The organism is Psychrobacter sp. 219-2-C (assembly GCF_049560815.1).
Classification (GTDB): domain Bacteria; phylum Pseudomonadota; class Gammaproteobacteria; order Pseudomonadales; family Moraxellaceae; genus Psychrobacter; species Psychrobacter faecalis.
This window is the reverse complement of sequence record NZ_CP186933.1, coordinates 1,548,116-1,569,392: the sequence shown is the minus strand read 5'-3', so window position 1 is coordinate 1,569,392 and position 21,277 is coordinate 1,548,116. Positions and strand designations below refer to the sequence as shown.

Annotated in this window: 19 protein-coding genes; 15 read left to right on the top strand and 4 right to left on the bottom strand. The window is 44.2% G+C overall.

The features are described from left to right. Nucleotides 1–266: 266 nt before the first annotated feature. The 4 genes from ACPEGP_RS06315 (at nt 267) to ACPEGP_RS06300 (ending at nt 4,293) form a co-directional block, all read left to right on the top strand. Nucleotides 267–446: a hypothetical protein gene (locus ACPEGP_RS06315; RefSeq protein WP_144296610.1), complete on the top strand. Its 180-nt coding sequence runs from the start codon at nt 267–269 to the stop codon at nt 444–446. A 51-nt stretch (nt 447–497) separates the two neighbouring features. Further along, nucleotides 498–1,484, top strand: a complete 987-nt coding sequence (locus ACPEGP_RS06310) for a TatD family hydrolase (protein ID WP_423812930.1) — start codon at nt 498–500, stop codon at nt 1,482–1,484. Nucleotides 1,485–1,650: 166 nt separating this feature from the next. Next, nucleotides 1,651–2,457 carry a tRNA threonylcarbamoyladenosine dehydratase gene (locus tag ACPEGP_RS06305; protein WP_416375582.1) on the top strand — a complete coding sequence of 269 codons (807 nt, stop codon included), beginning with the start codon at nt 1,651–1,653 and terminating at the stop codon, nt 2,455–2,457. A gap of 21 nt (nt 2,458–2,478) precedes the next feature. Continuing rightward, nucleotides 2,479–4,293: an ATP-binding protein gene (locus tag ACPEGP_RS06300; protein WP_423812929.1), complete on the top strand. Its 1,815-nt coding sequence runs from the start codon at nt 2,479–2,481 to the stop codon at nt 4,291–4,293. A 94-nt stretch (nt 4,294–4,387) separates the two neighbouring features. On the opposite strand, the gene efp is transcribed toward ACPEGP_RS06300, so the two are convergent. Beyond that, nucleotides 4,388–4,960, bottom strand: coding sequence for an elongation factor P (gene efp, locus ACPEGP_RS06295; RefSeq protein ID WP_286795731.1), 573 nt, complete (start codon nt 4,958–4,960; stop codon nt 4,388–4,390). A gap of 173 nt (nt 4,961–5,133) precedes the next feature. On the opposite strand from efp, the gene epmB reads away from it, so the two are divergent. The 8 genes from epmB to ACPEGP_RS06255 all read left to right on the top strand — a co-directional run bounded on the left by epmB (nt 5,134) and on the right by ACPEGP_RS06255 (nt 15,955). Next, the gene (gene epmB / locus ACPEGP_RS06290) at nt 5,134–6,141 is read left to right on the top strand and encodes an EF-P beta-lysylation protein EpmB (RefSeq protein WP_286795732.1); all 1,008 of its coding nucleotides are present in this window, start codon (nt 5,134–5,136) and stop codon (nt 6,139–6,141) included. Between the two features lie 274 nt (nt 6,142–6,415). After that, entirely contained in the window at nt 6,416–8,284 is a 1,869-nt protein-coding gene (locus ACPEGP_RS06285) for a hypothetical protein (protein ID WP_423812928.1), read from the top strand. A 190-nt stretch (nt 8,285–8,474) separates the two neighbouring features. Next, the gene (locus tag ACPEGP_RS06280; protein ID WP_423812927.1) at nt 8,475–10,583 is read left to right on the top strand and encodes an EAL domain-containing protein; all 2,109 of its coding nucleotides are present in this window, start codon (nt 8,475–8,477) and stop codon (nt 10,581–10,583) included. A 164-nt stretch (nt 10,584–10,747) separates the two neighbouring features. Next, a complete protein-coding gene (locus ACPEGP_RS06275) occupies nt 10,748–11,203 on the top strand; it encodes a c-type cytochrome (RefSeq protein ID WP_423812926.1) in 456 nt (151 codons plus the stop codon). An 84-nt stretch (nt 11,204–11,287) separates the two neighbouring features. Then, the gene (locus ACPEGP_RS06270; RefSeq protein ID WP_223808479.1) at nt 11,288–12,247 is read left to right on the top strand and encodes an AAA family ATPase; all 960 of its coding nucleotides are present in this window, start codon (nt 11,288–11,290) and stop codon (nt 12,245–12,247) included. Between the two features lie 35 nt (nt 12,248–12,282). After that, nucleotides 12,283–13,359, top strand: coding sequence for a hypothetical protein (locus tag ACPEGP_RS06265; RefSeq protein ID WP_423812925.1), 1,077 nt, complete (start codon nt 12,283–12,285; stop codon nt 13,357–13,359). Further along, the gene (locus ACPEGP_RS06260) at nt 13,356–15,596 is read left to right on the top strand and encodes a transglutaminaseTgpA domain-containing protein (protein WP_423812924.1); all 2,241 of its coding nucleotides are present in this window, start codon (nt 13,356–13,358) and stop codon (nt 15,594–15,596) included. Before ACPEGP_RS06265 ends, ACPEGP_RS06260 begins: the two co-directional genes overlap by 4 nt. A gap of 68 nt (nt 15,597–15,664) precedes the next feature. After that, nucleotides 15,665–15,955, top strand: coding sequence for a DUF4031 domain-containing protein (locus ACPEGP_RS06255; RefSeq protein ID WP_423812923.1), 291 nt, complete (start codon nt 15,665–15,667; stop codon nt 15,953–15,955). 62 nt (nt 15,956–16,017) lie between these two features. Here the strand turns inward: ACPEGP_RS06255 and ACPEGP_RS06250 are convergent, their stop codons facing one another. Next, the gene (locus ACPEGP_RS06250) at nt 16,018–16,896 is read right to left on the bottom strand and encodes a LysR family transcriptional regulator (RefSeq protein WP_423812922.1); all 879 of its coding nucleotides are present in this window, start codon (nt 16,894–16,896) and stop codon (nt 16,018–16,020) included. A 210-nt stretch (nt 16,897–17,106) separates the two neighbouring features. Here ACPEGP_RS06250 and ACPEGP_RS06245 point away from each other — a divergent pair, with 210 nt between their 5' ends. Continuing rightward, entirely contained in the window at nt 17,107–18,231 is a 1,125-nt protein-coding gene (locus ACPEGP_RS06245; protein WP_068403870.1) for an S-(hydroxymethyl)glutathione dehydrogenase/class III alcohol dehydrogenase, read from the top strand. Nucleotides 18,232–18,317: 86 nt separating this feature from the next. Here ACPEGP_RS06245 and ACPEGP_RS06240 read toward each other — a convergent pair whose 3' ends face one another. Both ACPEGP_RS06240 and ACPEGP_RS06235 read right to left on the bottom strand, forming a co-directional pair. After that, nucleotides 18,318–18,566 (bottom strand): DUF2164 domain-containing protein, encoded by a 249-nt coding sequence (locus tag ACPEGP_RS06240; RefSeq protein ID WP_305935556.1) that lies wholly within the window; start codon nt 18,564–18,566, stop codon nt 18,318–18,320. A gap of 29 nt (nt 18,567–18,595) precedes the next feature. Further along, nucleotides 18,596–19,270, bottom strand: coding sequence for a DsbA family oxidoreductase (locus ACPEGP_RS06235; RefSeq protein WP_423812921.1), 675 nt, complete (start codon nt 19,268–19,270; stop codon nt 18,596–18,598). 341 nt (nt 19,271–19,611) lie between these two features. Here ACPEGP_RS06235 and ACPEGP_RS06230 point away from each other — a divergent pair, with 341 nt between their 5' ends. Further along, nucleotides 19,612–20,286, top strand: a complete 675-nt coding sequence (locus ACPEGP_RS06230) for a 2Fe-2S iron-sulfur cluster-binding protein (protein ID WP_423812920.1) — start codon at nt 19,612–19,614, stop codon at nt 20,284–20,286. Beyond that, a complete protein-coding gene (locus tag ACPEGP_RS06225) occupies nt 20,283–21,275 on the top strand; it encodes an FAD binding domain-containing protein (protein WP_423812919.1) in 993 nt (330 codons plus the stop codon). Before ACPEGP_RS06230 ends, ACPEGP_RS06225 begins: the two co-directional genes overlap by 4 nt. Nucleotides 21,276–21,277: the final 2 nt, after the last annotated feature.

The following is a 21,277-nucleotide window of genomic DNA, read 5'->3' as shown; positions in this document are numbered from 1 at the left end:
AAAGCCCATCTCATCAGTAAATGTACGGCATGATAGCGCTGCCGTACATTAGCTTGCGTATTCATAACATAGATAAACATAGGGCGTCTTTAAGCGGCGTATAATTATAGTGTCTCTAATAACATATTGCTTTTATAAGCAATTTTTTAAGATAATTCTTTAGATAACTGTCATTTAAGTAGACTGGTTTAAGTTAGTAATTTTTAAGCTAATAAGTGAAAAATGGCTAGAATCTTAAAAGTAGCTAGAACCTATAGGCGGCACTAATGAGCAATCTTGATCATCAAAAGAAAAAGAAATGGTTAATCTTCAGTGCGGTCGCTATGGCTCTATTACTGATTCCGCGGCGTAGTAGTAAAAAGGCTGATAGCCAATTATCAAATAATAATAACGATGATAAAGGGCCTGACGAAAAAGCAGCTAATAAATTATCTAATTTGAATTAAACGTCTATATTTAAGAAAAATAATGAAAATTATTAAATTTGGAGTCTATTGATGACTGCGATTGACGCCTCATTTAACGCTAATGAGAAATTGCCTACTATTTTTCCTCTCATTGATACTCATACCCATTTTGACGCTCCTGTGTTTGATGTCGACAGAGAGGAGCAAATACAAAAAGCGTATCAGCGAGGCGTGCGCCATTTGGTATTGGTCGGTTATTTACACAGACACTTTGACCGTTTATACGCAACTAAAGAATTTATTAATAAACAGGCACATGCTGTTTCAGAACAGGCATTTAAGCAAAAAGAAATGTCTCTGCATGCGTATATTGCCCTAGGTTTGCATCCTTTTTATATCGACCAACATACCGATGAGCATTTAGAAAATATGGAGCAGATGTTAAATGACAAACGTCCTTTAGCCATTGGTGAAATCGGCTTTGATACCTTTACGGATGAGATGAAACAACCTGATATGGTCGCCAAGCAAGCGCGTTTTTTTAAAGCGCAATTGGATATGGCGGTGAGCCACCAGTTACCTGTGATGCTACATATTCGTAAAGCGCATGCTGAAGCATTGGCGTTGTTAAAGGCGCATGACTATGATGCTCATGAGCTTGGCGGCATTGCCCATAGTTTTAGTGGCGGTGAACAAGAAGCAAAAGCCTTTGTAAAACTGGGCTTTAAACTTGGTGTGACCGGTCAGGTGACCAATCCAAATGCCAAAAAGCTGCGCCGTGCGATTCAAGCAGCGGTCGATACTTATGGTATTGAGTGTTTGGTCATCGAGACGGATTGCCCAGATATGACGCCGATAATGTGCCAAGACTCAATCGGTAATCAGTCAGCGCTTGGGCAAAGCCCAGATGATGAATGGGGCGATGCGCCCGCTCATAATAGAAATGTCCCAGCCAACTTACCTTATGTATTAGGCAGTTTAAGTGAATTACTTGCGGTGCCAACTGAGACGCTTGCTGAGCAATTGTGGCACAACAGTTGCAGTGCTTTACGTACCGATTGGCGTTATCCAGCTTAAAAGTAGTCCAAAATACTTATTAATAATAAACAACCTTTTAATCGAGCTTTAATTTGTTATGACCGAAGAGACACAATTGCAGCAAACTATAAATCAAACAGATACTTTAGTTAATAAAGAGGTCACTGCGCGCAGCGAGCAACAACTTGCTGCTAATAGCGTCGATGTGATTGATGAATCGTCAGCGCAGTATGAACGCCGTTTTAAAGGCACGCAAACCCTTTACGGTGCCTCTGCTGTCGATACTTTTGCCGCAGCGCATGTTTACGTTATTGGCGTTGGCGGAGTGGGTTCTTGGGCGGCAGAGGCGCTGGCGCGCACCGCCGTTGGTACGATTACGTTGATTGACTTGGATATATTGGTGGCGTCAAATGTCAATCGTCAGCTGCCAGCGTTAGACAGTACTTTTGGGCAAAGTAAAATCGCGGCAATGGCCACACGTATCCGTGAGATTAATCCGAAAGTTAAAATAAATCTGATAGATGATTTTTTAACACCTGAAAATGTCGCAGCATTATTGCCCACGCGCGAGCAAGCAAAAATGGCTATGCAAAAAAATCCGATTGTTATTTTAGACTGTATCGATGATATGAATGCTAAGCTTGCTATTGTACTGCACTGCCGCTTTAACAAACTAAAATTGGTGTGTGCAGGCGGAGCAGGTGGTAAGATAGACCCAAGCCAGATTCGTATAAGCGACTTACGGGACAGTTATCAAGATCCGCTGTTGGCAAAGCTACGCAATAAGCTGCGCCACGAAAAAGGCATCAATAGTGCGCTAAAAGAAAAATTTGGCATCAAATGTGTCTATTCGACAGAGCCGCCACGTGTTGATAAAAGCTGTCAAACAGGCGGTTTACACTGCGGTGGCTATGGTTCGGCGGTCGTCGTCACCTCAGTGGTCGCGATGCTGATGGTTAGCGAAGCATTACAATTACTGCTCAAACAGGCGGCGGTTAAGTCAAGCGTCTGACCTGAATTAACGGAGTCCATTTTGTCTACATCTAACTCGTCAGAAATCGGTTATCGTTATCCTGTCGCTGCGGAAGACGCTGAGCGTATTAGTAAGCTCAGAAAATATCAGGTACTCAACAATAATGAGGAACCAGCTTTTGCGCGTTTAACCGAGCTTGCGAAATTGTTTTTTAATATGCCAGTCGTAGCCATTACCTTTATGGATGAGGAAACCCAGTATTTAAAATCGCTGCTTGGGCTCGATGGTATTTGTACAACGTCACGCAAAGTCGCTATTTGTAATTATACTGTCCTGTCGGATGAGGTTTTGGTACTGCCAGATTTGACAGAAGACAGTCGCTTCAGTCAAAACCCGTTGGTGACAGAAGCGCCATATTTGCGTTTTTATGCTGGCGCGCCGATTATTATGCACGAAGATGGTAAGACCTATCGTTTGGGTTCTTTATGTTTGATGGATATGCAAGCGCACCACGATTTTACCGATAAGGACGCAGATATATTGGCGCAGTTTGCTGCGATGGCTGCCGATGCTTTGAAACTTCAAGACCAGCAGCGCCATGCCAAGCATGCTAATGAGATGAAGTCAGAGTTTCTGGCTAACATGAGCCACGAAATACGTACGCCGATGAATGGCATCATTGGTATGGTTGAGATGCTCGCTGAAACCAAACTCAGCGCTGAACAACAAGAGTACGTCGATAATATTAAAGTTTCAAACGAGCACTTATTAGCTATTATTAACGGTATTTTAGATTTGTCAAAGGTTGAGTCGGGCAAAATGACCATCGATTCAATACCGATGAACATCTCGAGCCTTTGTAATGAAGTGGTGAGTTTATTTGCGGTCAAAGCTCGTCAGCGCGGTTTGACTTTAGATTATCATTATACCGAGGCATTATCGCCTTATATCAAGGGTGATCCGGTACGCATCAAACAAATTATGGTAAATTTGGTTAATAATGCCATTAAATTTACTCGTGAAGGCGGACGGGTGACCATTGACGTTAAACACATGGAAAACAACCCTTGTGAGGATAAATACGGTAATCATAAGTCTATATGCAGTCATGAGCTACAAGTAGAGCAAGCTTCTCATTATAATACTGATGATAGAGGTTCAGTTAAACATCAAGACATGACGCTCTGTATTGAGGTTACAGATACTGGTGTCGGTATCAAGCCAGAATCGCTAGAGGCGATATTTGATGCTTATGATCAAGCCAATAAATCGACTCATCGCCTTTATGGTGGAACAGGTCTAGGTCTGTCAGTTTGTAAATCTTTGGTAGAGCTGATGGGCGGCTATATCGAAGTAGATAGTGCCGTTGGTATTGGTACGACCTTTACCGTATTATTGCCGCTACCTCCTATCGATGAAGCACATTACGAGAACTGGCAAGACTCAAACGACTTTGGTATGACAGAACCAAGTCATGAGCTTATTGGTCATATATTGCTGGTTGAAGATGATAGCGTCAATGCCATGATTGCTAAAAAAGCACTGAACAATAGCGGTCATACGGTCACTCACGTCACGGATGGACAACAAGCCATAGAGGTTTTTGCGTTAAATCCTGAGCAGTATGATGTCATTTTGATGGATCATCACATGCCGATTATGGATGGTGTACAAGCGACGATTAAGCTGCATGAGCTTTATGACCCGCAAGCATTGCCGCCTATCATCGCCTTGACCGCCAATGCGATGGATGGTGAGCGTAAAAAATATCTTGATGTCGGTATGCAGGATTATTGCACCAAACCCTTTAAACAAGAGCAGCTTAATGCCTTGGTGCAATACTGGCTGATGTATAAACAATCGATGGAAGAATAATGGAAGAATAGTTTCCTCATCTAAAAAGCATTTGACATTAAAAAAGCTTAACCCCTAATAGCGGTTAAGCTTTTTTTAAACGAGATAAAGACGCTTAGTTAACGCGCGTTTGGTAATCGCCGGTACGGGTGTCAACACGAACCACTTCACCTTGCTGGACAAATAACGGCACACGTACCACAGCACCTGTCTCTAGAGTTGCAGGTTTGCCGCCACCACCTGACGTATCTCCGCGCACACCAGGATCGGTTTCAGTAATTTGCAGTTCAACAAAGTTAGGCGGCGTGACCGATAACGGCACACCATTGAATAGAGTGATGGTGCAAAGCGCGTTACTGTTTTCTTTTAGCCATTTTAGCGCATCACCAACCGCGGTTTTGTCGGCTTGTAATTGCTCAAAACTTTCGGGGTGCATAAAGTGCCAAAACTCACCATCGTTATAAAGATAGTTCATTTCAGTGTCTAGCACATCCGCCGCTTCCAAGCTATCGCCTGATTTAAACGTCTGCTCGAGCACGCGACCACTGCGTAAGTTGCGCATTTTGACACGGTTAAAGGCTTGCCCCTTACCCGGTTTGACAAACTCATTCTCAAGAATGGCATACGGGTTGCCATCGAGCATGACTTTGAGACCAGCTTTAAATTCGTTAGTAGAAAAACTTGCCACGGAAGACTCCTAAGGGTTGTAAGTATTGTCATCAATAATTGGATGTGGGGTTTGCGCCTTGCTGTGCTAAAGCTGTCTATGACGCTCGAGGTTTATGAATAATTCGTATGCTTTGATAGCAGACGTACTAAGAGCGTATAATAGCGGCTTTTGGGCACAGGTATAAGGTTGTCATGATAAACCATTTAATCACACAAAAAAACTGGCAAACGCAATTATCCGAAGCGATAACCTCTATTGATGAGTTGCTTGAGCTACTAAAGCTTGAATCATTGCGCTCAGAGGTTTATATACCTGAGCATTTTGTGCTGCGTGTGCCGCGCGGTTTTGTGGCAAAAATGACGGTTGGTGACGTTGATGACCCTTTGCTTAAACAAGTATTGCCCAATAAACAAGAACAAATTGCTGTGACCGGTTATGTGGCAGACCCTTTAAGCGAGAATACGCACAATCCGGTGAAAGGTTTACTGCATAAATACCAATCAAGAGTCTTATTAACCATTACGGGTGCTTGCGCCATCCATTGTCGTTACTGTTTTCGTCAGCATTTTGACTATAGCGCCAATATGCCAACCGCCGATGCCAAAGAGCATATTATCAATTATATTAGCGCCCATTCTGAGATTAACGAGGTGATTTTAAGCGGCGGTGACCCGTTAAATGTTACCAACAGACGCTTATTTGCTTGGCTCGATACCTTAGAGGCGATTCCGCAACTGACCACCATCAGGCTGCATACCCGTTTGCCATTGGTCATTCCAGCGCGTTTAGATGAGGCGCTATTAGAAAGACTGTCGCAAAGTCGCTGCCAAATAGTGATGGTGATTCATTGTAATCATGCCAATGAGATTGATGCGCTGACCGCTGAGTATTTGCAGCGTGCGCGCGCAGCGGGCGTCACTTTATTAAACCAAGCGGTACTGTTAAAGGGTATTAATGATAGCGTGACGGTGCAAACGGCATTGAGTCAGCGCTTGTTTGCTGCTGGCGTCCTGCCTTATTATCTATACGTATTGGATAAGGTAGCTGGTGCTGCCCATTTTGATAGTGACGAGCAAGCTGTTATTGCGCTTTATTGGTCGTTACTGGCAGCATTACCTGGTTATTTAGTGCCAAAATTGGTGCGCGAACTACCGAATAAACCCTTTAAAGTACCGATTGATATTTACAATGAAACTTAAAATAGGCAATATGGTACATCAGAATTTTAGTAGACAAATAACGATTAAATTATTATTAATAGTAATTTTTAGTGATAAGTTTAAAAATTCTCATAAATAGGCACTGTTAAAGTACTCTGAGTCAAACTCATAAAGTGGTCAGTGAGCAGTCAATTTGAGATCTATGCCTAAATAGTTTGTGCCCGAGTGGTTTGTACTTAAGTGTCGTCGTCTATAAAGGTAAATTCTAGAGATAGACTTCTATTGATAGCCTACGCAATTACTAAGGATAGTAATGGTAAATTTATCGACATTTCAGCAGTATTTAACAACGAATGCGCCCTTATCGCAACCATTGCCTAGATCGTTTAATAGCGATGAGCAGCATTTGCGCAAATGGGCTGCGCTGTTGCCCCTGCAAACAGAGACGCAGCAAATAGAGCAATTAGAACAAGTGCTTACAGAATTGCGCACGGCAAATATAGATGATCGACAACGTCTGACGCTATTTAATATTGTGCTGGATGCGGCCAATCAGCTGATTGCGCTGCTGCGCCAGCATTATATCTATGAGACGCAGGCTTTCAACGCTTATCAGTTGGATTATGTGGCACAAGTGAAGTCGCTGTACTATTTAATGATTATGGGTTACGACGGCGTTATAAAACGAGAGATTATTCTTTTAGCAGATAATGAGTCGCAATCAGCCATCAATCTGTGGCAGCGCTATTTTATCAATGACAAATCCTCGCCGATTACTTTGGCCATTGCAACCTATCAGACGCTGCTGATGTATCAAAAGTTACTGTTTGAAGAAGCGCTTTGCTATCAAAAGCCTACAGCGTCCTTATGGTCTAATATTAATCAGCTCTACTATATGGCTTGCCAACAGCGGACAGTGGATATTGATGTCAGTACTTATATCGCCACCTACTGTGCGGATACTATCCATCAGTTATATGCTCAGTTATGTTTGCATAGCTTGTTAAACGTGCGTGCCATGCGCCGAGCCAATATCTTGATGGTACAGCGTTTGCTATTAGAGTGGAGTGAACACCTTATTATAACAGTAGAGCCGCAGACGGAGACAAAGGTGTTCGTCAATTTAAATAGTGACAGCGCACCGACGTATTTGACCGCCCATTGTGCGATCAATCCTTATGATGCCCATCATGATTGTGTATTTATCGAGTTAGCACCGCTGGTCGCTCATTTGAAATCGCGTAGGGATAAACTTATCGAGGAAGGTCGAGAAGGCGCTGAATATTGCTTGCTTAACACGGTTGCCATGACATTAAGCTATCGCTATATCCAGCCTCGCTTGACACTACCCATCAAGCAAAGTGCCAAACAAGAGGCTCACGTCATCACGCGATTCAATGACATTCATTACCGCGTCAGTAACGAGCAAAGCTTATCAAGTTTGATTGTCGCTAAAGTGCTGCCAGATTATCAGCAACCCCGCTACGATACCTTGCCAAAAAAACATGCCAACGATAAAGGGTTAGCGGTAGAGACATTTGACGGTAGATTTAATGATGGCGCTGTCAATAATGACGATTTTTCTATTTTTCGTACCTTGCGATTATTGCCCAAACCAAAAGAGCCAGTGGCAACGGCTGAGCATATGGCGTGCAAAAACGTTCATTCATTTTTTGGCCCTGAGGCATCAATAAAAAGCGGAGAGACAAATGATACCCTCGAAAAAGACTATAGTCCTAAAGGTATAAAAGATATAGCAAGGATTGCTAATAATGATGTGCTAGATTCTATTAAACCGCCATCACTGCGTATTATGAGTCTGTTCTTATTATGTCGTCCTCATCAATCAGCGTCACCTGACTGGTCAATAGGGGTGGTACGCTGGCGCGAGATGGATAACGAAAAGCCTGAAATTGATTGGCAAGTACTTGGTCATCAGCTCATCGCCTGTGGTATTCGTCTGCACAATAGAGACAATCGCAGTCGGCATTTTGTACCAGCGCTTGTCGTTGGGGGCGATGAGCAATTACAGACTGTTTGTAGTTTGATCGTGCCGACTTCCCATTTTCAAGTAGGAGATAAAGTCATGATGCGTATTGATAGCAAACAAAAAACATTGCGCTTGGTACGGCGTTTAATGATGAACGACGAGTTTAGCCAATATGAAGTGGTACAACTTTAAATAGTTATCTATTAATAGCTTAGATAAGTGTAGGACGATCAATACTTAAGAATTGATCATAGGCTAAGTGAGTTTGGTTTAAGTTTATTTAAGAGTTTATAACATCGCCTTGAGGTTGTAACTTAAGCAGCAGTCGATTACATTATTGTTTATAATGACAAAACCGCTACTACCATTTAAAAGGCTTCTTATGCGTACTCAGTCCATCTTAAACTTATTAGTAATCGATGATGACCAGCTTTATGCTGAGCGTATCGTCGACTTGCTAGGTTCATATTATGATAGTGTGAACTTAGGGTTTTTAGATGATAAAGAGGAGCTGCTAAAGGCGTTACGCCAGCCGTGGGATACCTTGGTGTTTGGGCAAGCTTATGATATGAACTTTACCGAGGTGGTCGGTATTGTTCAAGAGCAAGGTATTGATTTGCCATCGGTTTGTTTGATAAATAAAGATACGATAGTCAACGCTCATAACGAAGCGGGCTTACCTTCTATTTTAAATGGCACAATGGTCAAAGCGCTGAGCGCCGATCAAGAAATGGCAGTAGTCATGGCGATTTGTTTGCTCCATGACAACCTACGCAGTCGTCAACAGCTTAAAACTTTACAGCATGTCATCTCTGAAGCAGAGCAGCGCGCCAATGTGCTGATTAAAAACTCTAAAAGTGCCGTTGCTTATATCGATCAAGGTATTCATATTTTTGCCAATGACCCGTACTTACAGTTGTTTGGTTTTGAATCAATGAATGACATTATTGGTATACCGGTAATTGATTTAATAGCAGGTGGTGATAATGTCAAAGCCTTTAAGCAGTTTTTACGTCAATTTGATAAAGGCAACCGCAAAGATGTTGAGTTTAATTTTGAAAGCAAACGTACCGATGGCAGTACCTTTGAAGCAAAATTACAGCTTGCAGTCGCGACGCTTGATGGTGAGCCCGTTACCCAAATCATTATTCAGCAAAATAACACTAATAGCGCCGACGTTGCCAAGCGTTTGGCAGCAGCCGAACGTAAAGACAGCTTGACGGGTATTGATAATCGCCTCGGTTTTGAATTGCAGCTGACTAAAGTGTATGAACAAGCAAAACAAGGCGCTTTGACGGCAGGATTATTTTATATTCAACTCGATAATGTGGGTAAGATTAGAAGCAGCTTAGGTTTACAAGGTGTTGATACCACCGTGCAGCAAGTCGCCTATGCCTTAGATGAGCTAATGACAAATGAGGTAGCAGCAGACAGCTATGTGAGCCGCTTTAGCGATACCGCTTTTACCATCTTAGTAGAAAATCAAAATACCGCTGTGCTTGAAAAATTGGCTGAGAAAATTGGTTCGACTATTAGTCAGATGTTTATTGAGGTAGATAAACGGACGTTAAGTACCACAGCAAGTATTGCGATCGTGAAGATAGAAAAAAATACGCCAGAGCCAAAAGTTTTGCTTGAGCGGGCGCTAGATGCTATCAATCAAATTATGATTGAAACCTCCAATCACGGTGATAAATACCATCTATATGACGCCAGCGAACATGCCAATAGTGATGATCATGCCCTTGCTGAGTCTTTAGTCGATGCCATTGCTAATAATCGCTTTGAGCTGTCTTTCCAGCCCATATATGACATCAATCATGATCGTAGTGATTTCTTTGAGGTATATCTGCGTTTGCCACTAGCGGATGCAAATAATACAGTATTGACCCCCGACCAGTTTATGGCGGTGGCCAAAGCGCACAAGCTCCTTGAAAAAATTGACCGCTGGATATTGATCAATGCCTGTAAAAAAATCAATGACGTGCGTAAATCCCATCCAGATGCAAGGTTATTGGTACAACTGACCAATGCGTCGTTGATAGATAAAAAACTGCCGAGCGTTGCTAGTCAACTCATCAATGCTGTCGGTGGTAAAGCGGGCGCGTTAACCTTACAGTTTAATGAAAAAGACATTGCCGATCATTTGACTGTCGCAAAATCGCAATTTAAAGCGCTTAACCAAGTAAACTGTCAGCTGGGTATTAATAATTTTGGCTCATCAGCTAAGTCGGTTGAGCTGGCCAATTTTGTGCAGCCTGATATGGTGCGCTTAGCCCGCAATTATGTCGAAGGGATTGATAACCCTGAGAATTTAGAAACGGTTAAGTCGCTCATCATGCGTACCAATGAAATTAGCGTTGATGTCTTGATGCCATATATTGAAGATGCGGCGACCATGTCAGTCGCGTGGAGCGTGGGCGCACGCTACTTACAGGGTTATTATTTAGAAGCACCTAGTAATACCATAAAAGTGGCAAGCGAGAGTTAAGTCTAGGTAACTAATTTTTATTTTTACCACATAACCCATATTTAACGGTTAGCAACGATATATACTTCTACGCAGCGCTATGTATGTTTGTCCTTTTTATCTTGTATTGTGGTTGAGATAGACGCATACATAGCCCATGCTTCTCAATTTAAGATTATTCCACCATGTCTATTGTCAAAAAATATCCATTAGGCGCTGTATTGGCCACTGTTCTATCGCTCACAGCTTGTGAGAAAACACCCCCTGATTATCGAGATCCGGTCACGCTGCCGCTTTATACTGAGGGCGATGCCGATAATGGTGCGCTGATATACCAAGACGCATGCGGTCAGTGTCATCAGCTTAACCCTGGGCTCAATAAAAAAGGCCCGCAGCTGATGAATATTTATGGCGCAAAAGCTGCTGAGCTAGAGGATTATACTTATAGCGAAGGGCTTGCAACTTCAGGTTGGGTATGGGATGCCAAAACATTAGACACTTATATCGCTGATGCTGAAAAAGCCATGCCCGACTCAAAAATGCTGTCAGATCCGATGCCCGATAGTAAGGAGCGTACCGATGTGATTGCTTATTTATCAACGCTGCGGGCACCGGTACCAACAGTTGATGAAACAAAATAGCAGCAGTGCCTGATTGAGAAATACCTGACAGAGAAGTATTCTTTTTTAAACCTATTTCATTAAAAAATGAGCCAAGAATCGATAATGAACCAAGCCACCAATGACTATCGCCATAATCAGCAAAAAATTGCTCAGTTAATGGCGCAATTAAATCAAATAGTGCTAGATAAACCCGAGGTGGTTAAACTGGCGCTCAGTGGTATTTTGGCAGGCGGGCATTTATTGTTGCAAGATCTGCCAGGTATGGGTAAAACGACGTTGGCGCAAGGCTTGGCGCAATTGCTCGGGTTGAGTTTTAGCCGTGTGCAATTTACCAATGATATGCTGCCAGCAGATATCTTGGGTATGAGTATTTTTGATCAAAGTCAGCAGCAATTCGAGTTTCGTCCCGGTCCTATCTTTACGCAGCTGTTACTCGCCGATGAGATCAATCGCTCTAGCCCTAAGACACAAAGCGCGTTATTAGAAGCCATGGAAGAGCGGCAAGTGACGCAAGATGGTCAAACCTATCCATTGCCGCAGCCATTTTTTGTCATAGCCACCCAAAACCCTTTGCAGCAAGCGGGCGTCTATCCGCTGCCTGAATCGCAGCTAGATCGTTTTTTATTGTGTTTGTCGCTTGGTTATCCATCGCCTGCCGCTGAGCGCGAGCTGTTAAAGGGACAAAATCGCCGTGAGCTATTAAAACAGCTTGGCGCCGTACTAGATACCGAGGCGGTCCTATTAGCGCAGCAAGGCGTCAAGCAGGTTTATGTCGCCGATGTGGTGTTGGATTATCTGCAAAGACTGGTTGCAAAAACGCGTGCAAGCTTTGATTATCATGGTTTATCACCGCGTGGTGTGCTATCACTACAGCGTGCGGCGCAAGCATATGCTTATGTATCGGGACATATGGAAGTGACGCCCGAAGATATTCAAGCGGTGTTTGCGGCGGTCACTGACCATCGTCTTGGTCAGCGTTTCGTGCCTGCACACGTGACTGGCGGACAAGTCACACAAACTATCGCTCAACGTATATTGGCAGACGTGGCTGTCGTTATTTAATTGTTTGCATCTTTTATGGTAAGGATAGGGTAGTCATGAGTGTGTTGCCAAAAGCCTTAACCGTACCAGCTAGATCATTATTAAGCCGTTGGTTTGCCGCGCGTGCGCCCAAAAGCGATAATGCGACGCTGAATTTGCGTAACGTCTATATCTTTTTTAGCCGTGAAGGGTTGCTGTTTGCCGTTTTATTAATCATCACCTTTATCGCTGGTATCAACTATGGTAATAACTTGGTATTGGGGCTGTGCTTTTATCTCATTAGCGTCTGGCTCATTAGCTTTCATGTAACCTTCGCCCATATCTCGGGTCTGCAAGTCCGTCTGCTTGATGTCACCATGGCAGAAGCCGGCGCGCCTGTTTGGGTCACGTTGCAGCTGCGTAATGACAGCCGCCGACCAAGACGACAGTTATTATTTATCTTTGAGCAAGTTGCCTCTGAGCAGACTGAGCAAAAGCCTTATAAAAAAGCCGATAAAAACAACGATAACCAACATGAGATTAATGCTGATAGTCAGCTCTCAGTATTGGTCACGCGCCTACAAGACGAGCAAATCATTCGTTTGCCGGTGCAGACTTATCGTCGTGGGCAGTTGCAACTACCAAGATTAAAAATAAAAACCGTTTATCCGTTAGGGATTATGCGCGCATGGTCGTATGTCTATTTCGCCCGTAGCGCGTGGGTTTATCCAAAACCTGAAACCTTTGATTGGCAAGCTCAATATGCCATTGCCAGTCCGGAGGATTTGCCGATAGGCGGGCAATATCGGCAAGGTCAAGACGACTTTGAGCGCCTTGATAACTATATCGAAGGCGAGTCGTTAGCACGCGTTTCTTGGGGTCACGTGGCGCGCGGCCAAGGGATGTTTACCAAGCATTTCGCTGATCCTGTTGGCCATGAGCAAACCTTAGACTATACTGATATGCCAGCGGCGCAGCATGAACAAAAACTGGCGCAAATGGCGTACGGGGTGCTGACATTGGGTGAACTTGGCGTCCCATTTAACATGCGCTTACCCAATGAGATAACGGTTAATAAGCATGCTACTGCAACGATGGGCGAAGGTGAGGCGTTTGCACAAGCCTGTTTGTTAAGATTGGCAAAATCACCATGAACAACTTCAAACACCATGCTGCAAGTGAGACACAGATAAATCCTGCAAACTTTGCGCAATTGGCATTGGGGCAAAATATCAGTGCCCCTAATGGCGTGAGCAGCCATCATAAATGGACTCGCAAGCTACTTGCCTTGCCAGCCTATTATTGGGTATTGATTGCGCAAGTTATCGTCATTTTACCGCATGCAGCGCACCTGCCGTTATGGCTCATGGGTTTTGCGCTGGTCAGTATCATTGCCCAACTACCGCGTATTAAAGCTAAGTTTAAAAAACTGACGCATTTAAAACGTGTCTATCAAAGTATGCAAATGCTTGGCTTTTTACTTGGGCTAGTAGGTTTATGGCTGACCTATAACACGGCATTTGGACTGGATATGGGCGTGGCGTTTTTAGTGCTGTGCCTTATCAGTAAGCTGTGGGAATTGTACAAGCGCCGTGATGCTTATGTGGTGCTCAATTTATCTTTGTTTGTCCTTGCTTCACTGTTTTTGATGGATCAAGGAATTGTGACGACAGTAGAGGTAACCATCGGCGCGGTCATTGTATTATTAGCATTTATTGCGCTTAACGATGATGGCAATACTCGCGGTGATGGTCGCCTGCGTACTTTGGGCGTGCTGGGTATTGGCGCATTGCCGCTGTTGGTCGTGCTGTTTTTATTCTTTCCACGCTTGCCGCCACTATGGTCAGTACAGCTCTCAGGTCAGCAAGCGACTACAGGTGTCTCTGACAGTATGTCGCCCGGCGACTTTGCCAATTTGGGTCAGTCAACTGAGCTAGCTTTTCGGGTAGAGTTTGCAGATAAGCGCCCGCCACAACAGCAGCTCTATTGGCGCGGCTTGGTTTTTAGTGAGTTTGATGGGGTCACATGGCGTCCCAGTCCGCAGCAACGAGAATGGCAACCCGCGCCGCAAATGCCAAATTGGATAGCGAATGCCTTAGCGACTGTTCCTGATGAGGTAAAAATTGCCCCGAATCGTTATCAAATTATCTTAGAGCCAACGCAGCAAAACTGGCTGTTTGGACTTGATTATCCTTTTGCTCAGCAGCAAGATATCAGTATTACCTCAAATTTTACCTTAAAAAAAGATCAGCCGGTTACCCAGCAGCTGCGCTACGATGTCTTGCAGTTTGCGCCGATGCGTATCGACCCTATGCTGTCTGAGGCGTCGCGCCGTCTCAATCTTGCACTACCAAGTAGCGGTAATCCGCAAGCACGCCTATTGGCGCAGCAGTTATTTGCCCAGTCTGGCTCGGATCCCGTGCGCTATATCCAGGCAATCGAGCGCTGGATAAACCAAACCGAATTTCGCTATACGCTATCACCGCCACGTTTAAATACCAACCGTATTGACGAGTTTTTATTTAACACCAAAGCGGGATTTTGTGAGCATTATTCTTCTAGCTTTACCTTTATGCTGCGCGCCGCTGGTATTCCTGCGCGAGTAGTGGCAGGCTATCAAGGCGGAGAGCCTAGTCGTAACGGTAACGTTTGGGAAGTGCGGCAAATGGATGCGCATGCTTGGACGGAAGTCTGGCTTGAGGGTCAAGGCTGGGTACGTGTCGATCCCACGGCTTTTGTCGCCCCTGAGCGCGTCGAGCAAGGCATGGATGCGCTGACACAGGCGCGAGGAGCGACAATGTTCGGCGATGGTGCTGGGGCACAAATCAGCTATCAGCAGTATCAAATGCTGCAAACCTTACGCCGTCTATCAGACCAAGCGAGCTATTATTGGCAAAAGGACGTCGTTGGTTACGATCAAGATAAGCAAGCTGACTCATTGCTTAAATGGTTTAATATTCGCTCAATCATGCAGCAAATCACTTGGTTGGCAGTAAGTGCCATTAGCGTTATGGCGATTCTTGTGTTTGTTATCTGGCAGCGTCGCCGCAAACGTTGGCACCCAGCAGACCTGCCACTTGCTCAACTCTCAAAACGCATCGCTAAAGCGGATAAGTCGCTTGCTCGTGATGATAGCGAAGGCCAATTGGCTTGGCTTGCGCGTTTGGCAAGCGTAATTGATGATGACAGTGGTCAAAATAGTAGTAAGCATAATAATGCCAGTAAGCTAACTGCTAGTGGTGACTCAAAAACTGTCCAAGTAAAAATTGAGCAGATTCAACAAGCTTATCGCAAGCTACGCTATGGCCGTTTAAGCAGCCTTGCAACCAGCGATAGCGAATATCAAACTGTGCTTAAACAGCTCAAGAAAGAGACAAGTGAATTATTTTAATGGCTGTTTTGTGAAAGTGCTGTTTAATACATGGTAAATTTTTAGCAAAAATAAAGGAGTGCAGGCATATGGCAATTTACGTAGATTTTATGCAAATAGAATTTAAAGGCTATAAATGGTGCCATATGCTCGCTGATACTTTGCAAGAGTTGCACGATTTTGCCGCATTGATTGAAATAGATGAGCGCTTATTTCATCAGAACGCCAGTTATCCGCACTATGACGTCACCGTGCAAATGCGTAAAACCGCGCTTGAATATGGCGCTATCGCCGCCGATCGTAAAAAGATTATTGAATGTGCAAAAAAGCTAAAAGTAGAGTTAAATGCTCAAATAGCTCGTGCTAAGTCGTCAAAATAAGATTTTTACTTAACTTACAACAATAAGTAGCCTTAATCCTAAATCGCCACTTTCAAGCTTTATTAAGATAAGCGCTCTGCTAAATAGTCCACCAGCAATCTGATTTTTGGCGATAAATGACGATTGTGCGGATAAATCGCCCAAATCCCTTCCTCAGGCTCTCTATAGTCATCTAATACGCTGACCAGCGCACCGGATTCTAGATATTTTTGCACATAATAATCAGGCAACTGTACGATACCCAAGCCTTTTAGCGCAGCATCGACTAGGCCGTGACCGCTGTTATATTGTACGCTGCCAGAGACGCGTAAGTTTATTTCCTTATCAGCGTTTTTATCATTTTCTATAAAGTGCCAATAATCCCGCGTACCAAGTAAGCAATTATGTTGTCTTAAGTCGACTAGAGAATATGGCACGCCGTACTTTTCTAGATAAGCGGGCGCGGCACAGACAAAATTGGTACGATGACTGAGTTTTTTTGCCATCATCGTTGAATCGCTTAATTTGCCAATACGAATCGCCAAATCATAACCACCCTCGATCAAGTCAATTTTTTGATTGCTCAAAAAAGCCGTCACTTCGATATCGCGGTATTGCACCATAAAATCATTGATAAGAGGCAATAACTGCTGCTCGCCATAGGTGACAGGGGCGGTCAATTTAATCCTGCCTTGCGGTTTGGTTTGTAAGTTGCTTACGGCTTGTTCGGCCAAATCTAAGCCGTCAAGTACACCGCGGCAATGCTGATAAAATACCCGACCTTCTTCAGTCAGCGATACCTTGCGCGTCGTACGATACAGCAATCTAATATTAAGGCGTTTTTCTAAAGCGCTTATCTGCCGACTGACCTGCGCGGTTGAAATACCCAATTCTTTTGCTGCTCGCGTAAAGCTTTCGTATTCTGCCACATAAACGAACTCGCTAATGCCATCCCAGCGCATGATTATTACCACTGTGTAAAAGATAATTGCAAATATAGCATATTGTTATCACGGCAGAAACAACTATAATGGACAGTATAAAATGAATCCTTTACAAACAGCTCAAATATAAACTGCTATAACTAGCGCTTGCCTCTATCAAGTAAGCGCTATAAGCTAAATTGGTCTGCGGATAATAAACGATAAAATGAATTAAAAAGAGAGAATACTATGTCAGATAACTTTATCAAATCCAAAGCCGCTATTGCGTGGGGGCCAAACGAGCCATTGTCTATCGAAGAAGTGGATGTGATGCTGCCCAAAAAAGGCGAAGTACTGGTAAAAATTGTCGCCAGTGGCGTTTGTCACACCGATGCGTTCACCTTATCTGGCGAAGACCCAGAAGGTGTGTTTCCTGCGATTTTAGGCCACGAAGGCGGCGGTATCGTTGAGCAAATCGGTGAAGGTGTCACCAGCGTACAAGTCGGCGACCATGTCATTCCTTTATACACCGCAGAGTGCGGCGTCTGTAAAATGTGCCGCTCAGGTAAAACCAACCTGTGCTCAGCAGTACGTGAAACCCAAGGTAAAGGCTTGATGCCAGACGGTACCACGCGTTTTTACAAAGATGGCGAGCCAATTTACCATTATATGGGTTGCTCAACCTTTTCTGAATATACGGTGTTGCCAGAGATTTCATTAGCCAAGGTTAATAAAGAAGCGCCGTTAGAAGAAGTCTGCTTGCTCGGTTGCGGCGTGACCACAGGTATGGGCGCCGTCATGAATACCGCAAAAGTCGAAGAAGGTGCAACGGTTGCTATCTTTGGTTTGGGCGGTATTGGACTATCGGCGGTTATCGGTGCACAAATGGCCAAGGCCAGCCGTATTATTGCCATTGATATTAATGAGAGCAAGTTTGAATTGGCCAAAAAATTGGGCGCGACTGATTGCATCAATCCAAAAGACTACGATAAGCCAATCCAAGATGTCATCGTTGAATTGACCGATGGCGGCGTTGATTATTCGTTTGAATGTATCGGTAATGTCGATGTCATGCGCTCAGCGTTAGAGTGCTGCCATAAAGGTTGGGGCGAGTCAGTCATCATCGGTGTCGCGGGCGCAGGGCAAGAAATCTCAACCCGTCCATTCCAGTTAGTTACAGGTCGCGTCTGGCGCGGTTCAGCATTTGGCGGTGTCAAAGGTCGCTCAGAGTTGCCAGGCTACGTCGAGCGCTACCTAGCAGGAGAGATTCCGTTACAAGACTTTATTACTCATACTATGCCGTTAGAAGATATCAACGAAGCTTTTGACTTGATGCATAAAGGTGAGAGTATTCGCTCTGTGGTGCATTTCTAGAATTATGCTTAGATAGCTAAGCTTTTTTAACGCTATTAAATAAAAATGCCGCTCCTATAATGGAGCGGGGTTTTTTTGTATGCCTTTTAATCTTTTTTAAAGCTGTGCATGTCTTCTAAAACGCCTGTAAATCTATCGTATAACCAAGGTTCAATATCGTCGACCACTTGATTGTAGAGAGGTGGTCCCAAGGTTTCGATGATAAAGTCTAATAAAAACTTAGCAGGCAGGTTGCCAATATCAACATCAAATTCCTCGCTCATATACTCTCTAAGCTTATCCAAAACAATTTCTTCTGCTTCGTCTGACAGCGTCAGTAATTTTTCTTTACTCATTAATCATAGTCCTATTAGCAAAGCTTTATTTACTCTTGCATAGCAGCCAATTGTTGTAAAATATTGACGTAATTGTCCACGCCTTGCGCGCCGCTGACCAAGTGCCGCTCATTAAAAATCATTGCTGGCACGCTTTGAATACCTTGCTGCTGCCAGTGGCGCTCTTCTGCGCGTACCTCTTTGGCAAAACGCTGATCCTCCAGCACAGCCAGCGCCTCTTCACGATTAAGTCCAACTTCCGCTGCGATATCAGCCAGCACCGTATTATCAGAGATGTTGCGACCATCGGTAAAGTGCGCGCCAAATAACGCCTGCTTTAAGTCATGCATCGGCTTTTGTCCTTGTTGACCTGCCCAATACAACAGCTGATGCAGATTAAAAGTATTGTGCATCCGCGTGTCATCGTTGAAGTTAAATTCAAAGCCAACTTCATCGCCCGCTTGCGTCATTCTAAGGCGGCTCGCGTCTGATTCTTCCTTGCTCGAGCCGTATTTTTCCATGATATGCTCGCGCAAATTTTGTCCTGCGCTTGGCATATTGCTATTTAGCTCAAATGGATGCCAGTGTATTTCGTGCTCGGTATTGGTTTGCTTGAGCGCCTCAGCCAATTGACGATAACCGATAATACACCAAGGGCAAACCACGTCTGAGACAATATCGATGCGCAGAGGTTTTTTGGATAGCGGTTGATTTGAGTTTTCCATATTTTTATACCTATTTTATTGATTATGTTCGATTTATTTATAGAAGGTTTTATAAGGTTGAATCCATATTAAGAGAATGAAATCGTGATTACAATGGTTGCTAAGTTACAGGTTCTATTAACGAGGTTAAGCAGCCAACCGCAGTTATAAAAGAGATTTATCGTAGACTTAAAAGTTGGCAAAAAAGTTTTGTCCTCACTATTTGCTTAAAAAAACTACACTGCAATGACTACAAAGTAAAAACAAAGCGCTGTTTTTGATACGCCATAATGAAACGATTGACGCTGTTTAAGAGCGTGCACACTTATCCCTTTATGAATAACTGCCAGCGAGAAGCCAGCATGTCTACCTTGACGTTAACGATTAATCAGCAGGATTATCAGCTCGATAATCTTGATCCGCGCACGACATTGCTTGATGTCTGTCGCCAGCATCTACAAATTACCGGACCCAAAAAGGGCTGCGACCACGGTCAATGCGGCGCTTGTACTATGCTCATTAATGGGCGACGAGTTAATTCTTGCCTGACCCTTGCGGTCATGCATGACGGTGATGAGATTACGACGATTGAAGGCATTGGTATGCCTGAATCGCTCTCAGACTTACAGCAAGCGTTTAAAGACCACGATGCGTTTCAGTGCGGTTACTGTACGCCGGGGCAGATTTGTTCAGCCACGGCTTTGATTGAGGAGATTAAGCAAAACTGGCCAAGCTACGTCACCACAGACTTACAAAATCCTAATGGCTTGCTGGTACAAGAAATCGCCGAACGCATGAGTGGTAATATTTGCCGCTGTTCGGCTTATCCGAATATTATTAACGCCATCTCGCAGGTTTTGGAGAGTGAGATAAAAAATAAAGCCGCTACTCAAAATAATATTAAAAAAGGCTCAGATGCTGCAAGCGTTACCGGTATTTGGTCGCCGCCGCCTAGTGAGACGCAGCTTAGTAAGCCTTCAAAAAACAAGCCGTCGCAAAATAAAAACCACAACGCCCAAGCAGGAGCTCACTCATGAAACGCTTTGACTATGTCCGTGCCGAAGCTCCTGAGCAAGCAGCGACTGCTGCCAGCCCAAAAGATGCGTCATTTATCGGCGGTGGCACCAATCTCTTAGATTTAATGAAGTTTGAGATTGAAACACCAACCAAATTGGTCGATATCACCCGTCTTGAGCTTGAGCAAATCGAAACGACCGCTGATGGCGGATTACGTATCGGTACGCTGGTCACCAACAGTGATTTGGCGGCCCATCCGGAGGTCATTGCTCATTATCCGGTATTATCGCGCGCTATTTTAGCTGGCGCGACGGTTCAACTGCGTAATAAAGCCACCACTGGCGGTAATTTTTTACAGCGTACGCGTTGTTATTATTTTTATCAGACCGACAGCCCATGCAATAAACGCGAGCCCGGTAGTGGCTGTCCAGCGATTAATGGCGAGAACCGTACCCTTGCTATCTTAGGCACAAGTGACGCTTGTATTGCTCAACATCCCTCTGATATGGCGGTGGCAATGCGGTTGCTTGACGCTGTCATTGAAACGGTGAAAGCAGATGGTTCGACCCGTTCTATTCCAGTCAAAGACTTTTATTGTCTGCCAAAAGACACGCCGCATATCGAAAATGTCTTGGAGAGTGGCGAGCTTATCACTCATGTTGTTTTACCACCGCCTATCAAAGGTATGCATACCTATGACAAAGTACGTGACCGCGCTTCTTACGCCTTTGCCTTAGTGTCTTGTGCGTCTGTCATAGAGGTTGATGACGACGGTAACTTGGCGACCGTACGTTTGGCTTTTGGTGGTATTGGGGTGATGCCGTGGCGTAATGAAGACGTTGAAGCATTATTAACGGGCACGGCGGGTGATGACGCTACGATCGCACAAGCCGCCGACTTATTATTAAAAGAGGCCAAAGGTCACGGTCAAAACGATTTTAAAATTCCACTGACGCGTCGCCTACTTAAACAAGTTATTCAGCGCGCCTTAGCGGGCGAGGGAGCATAATC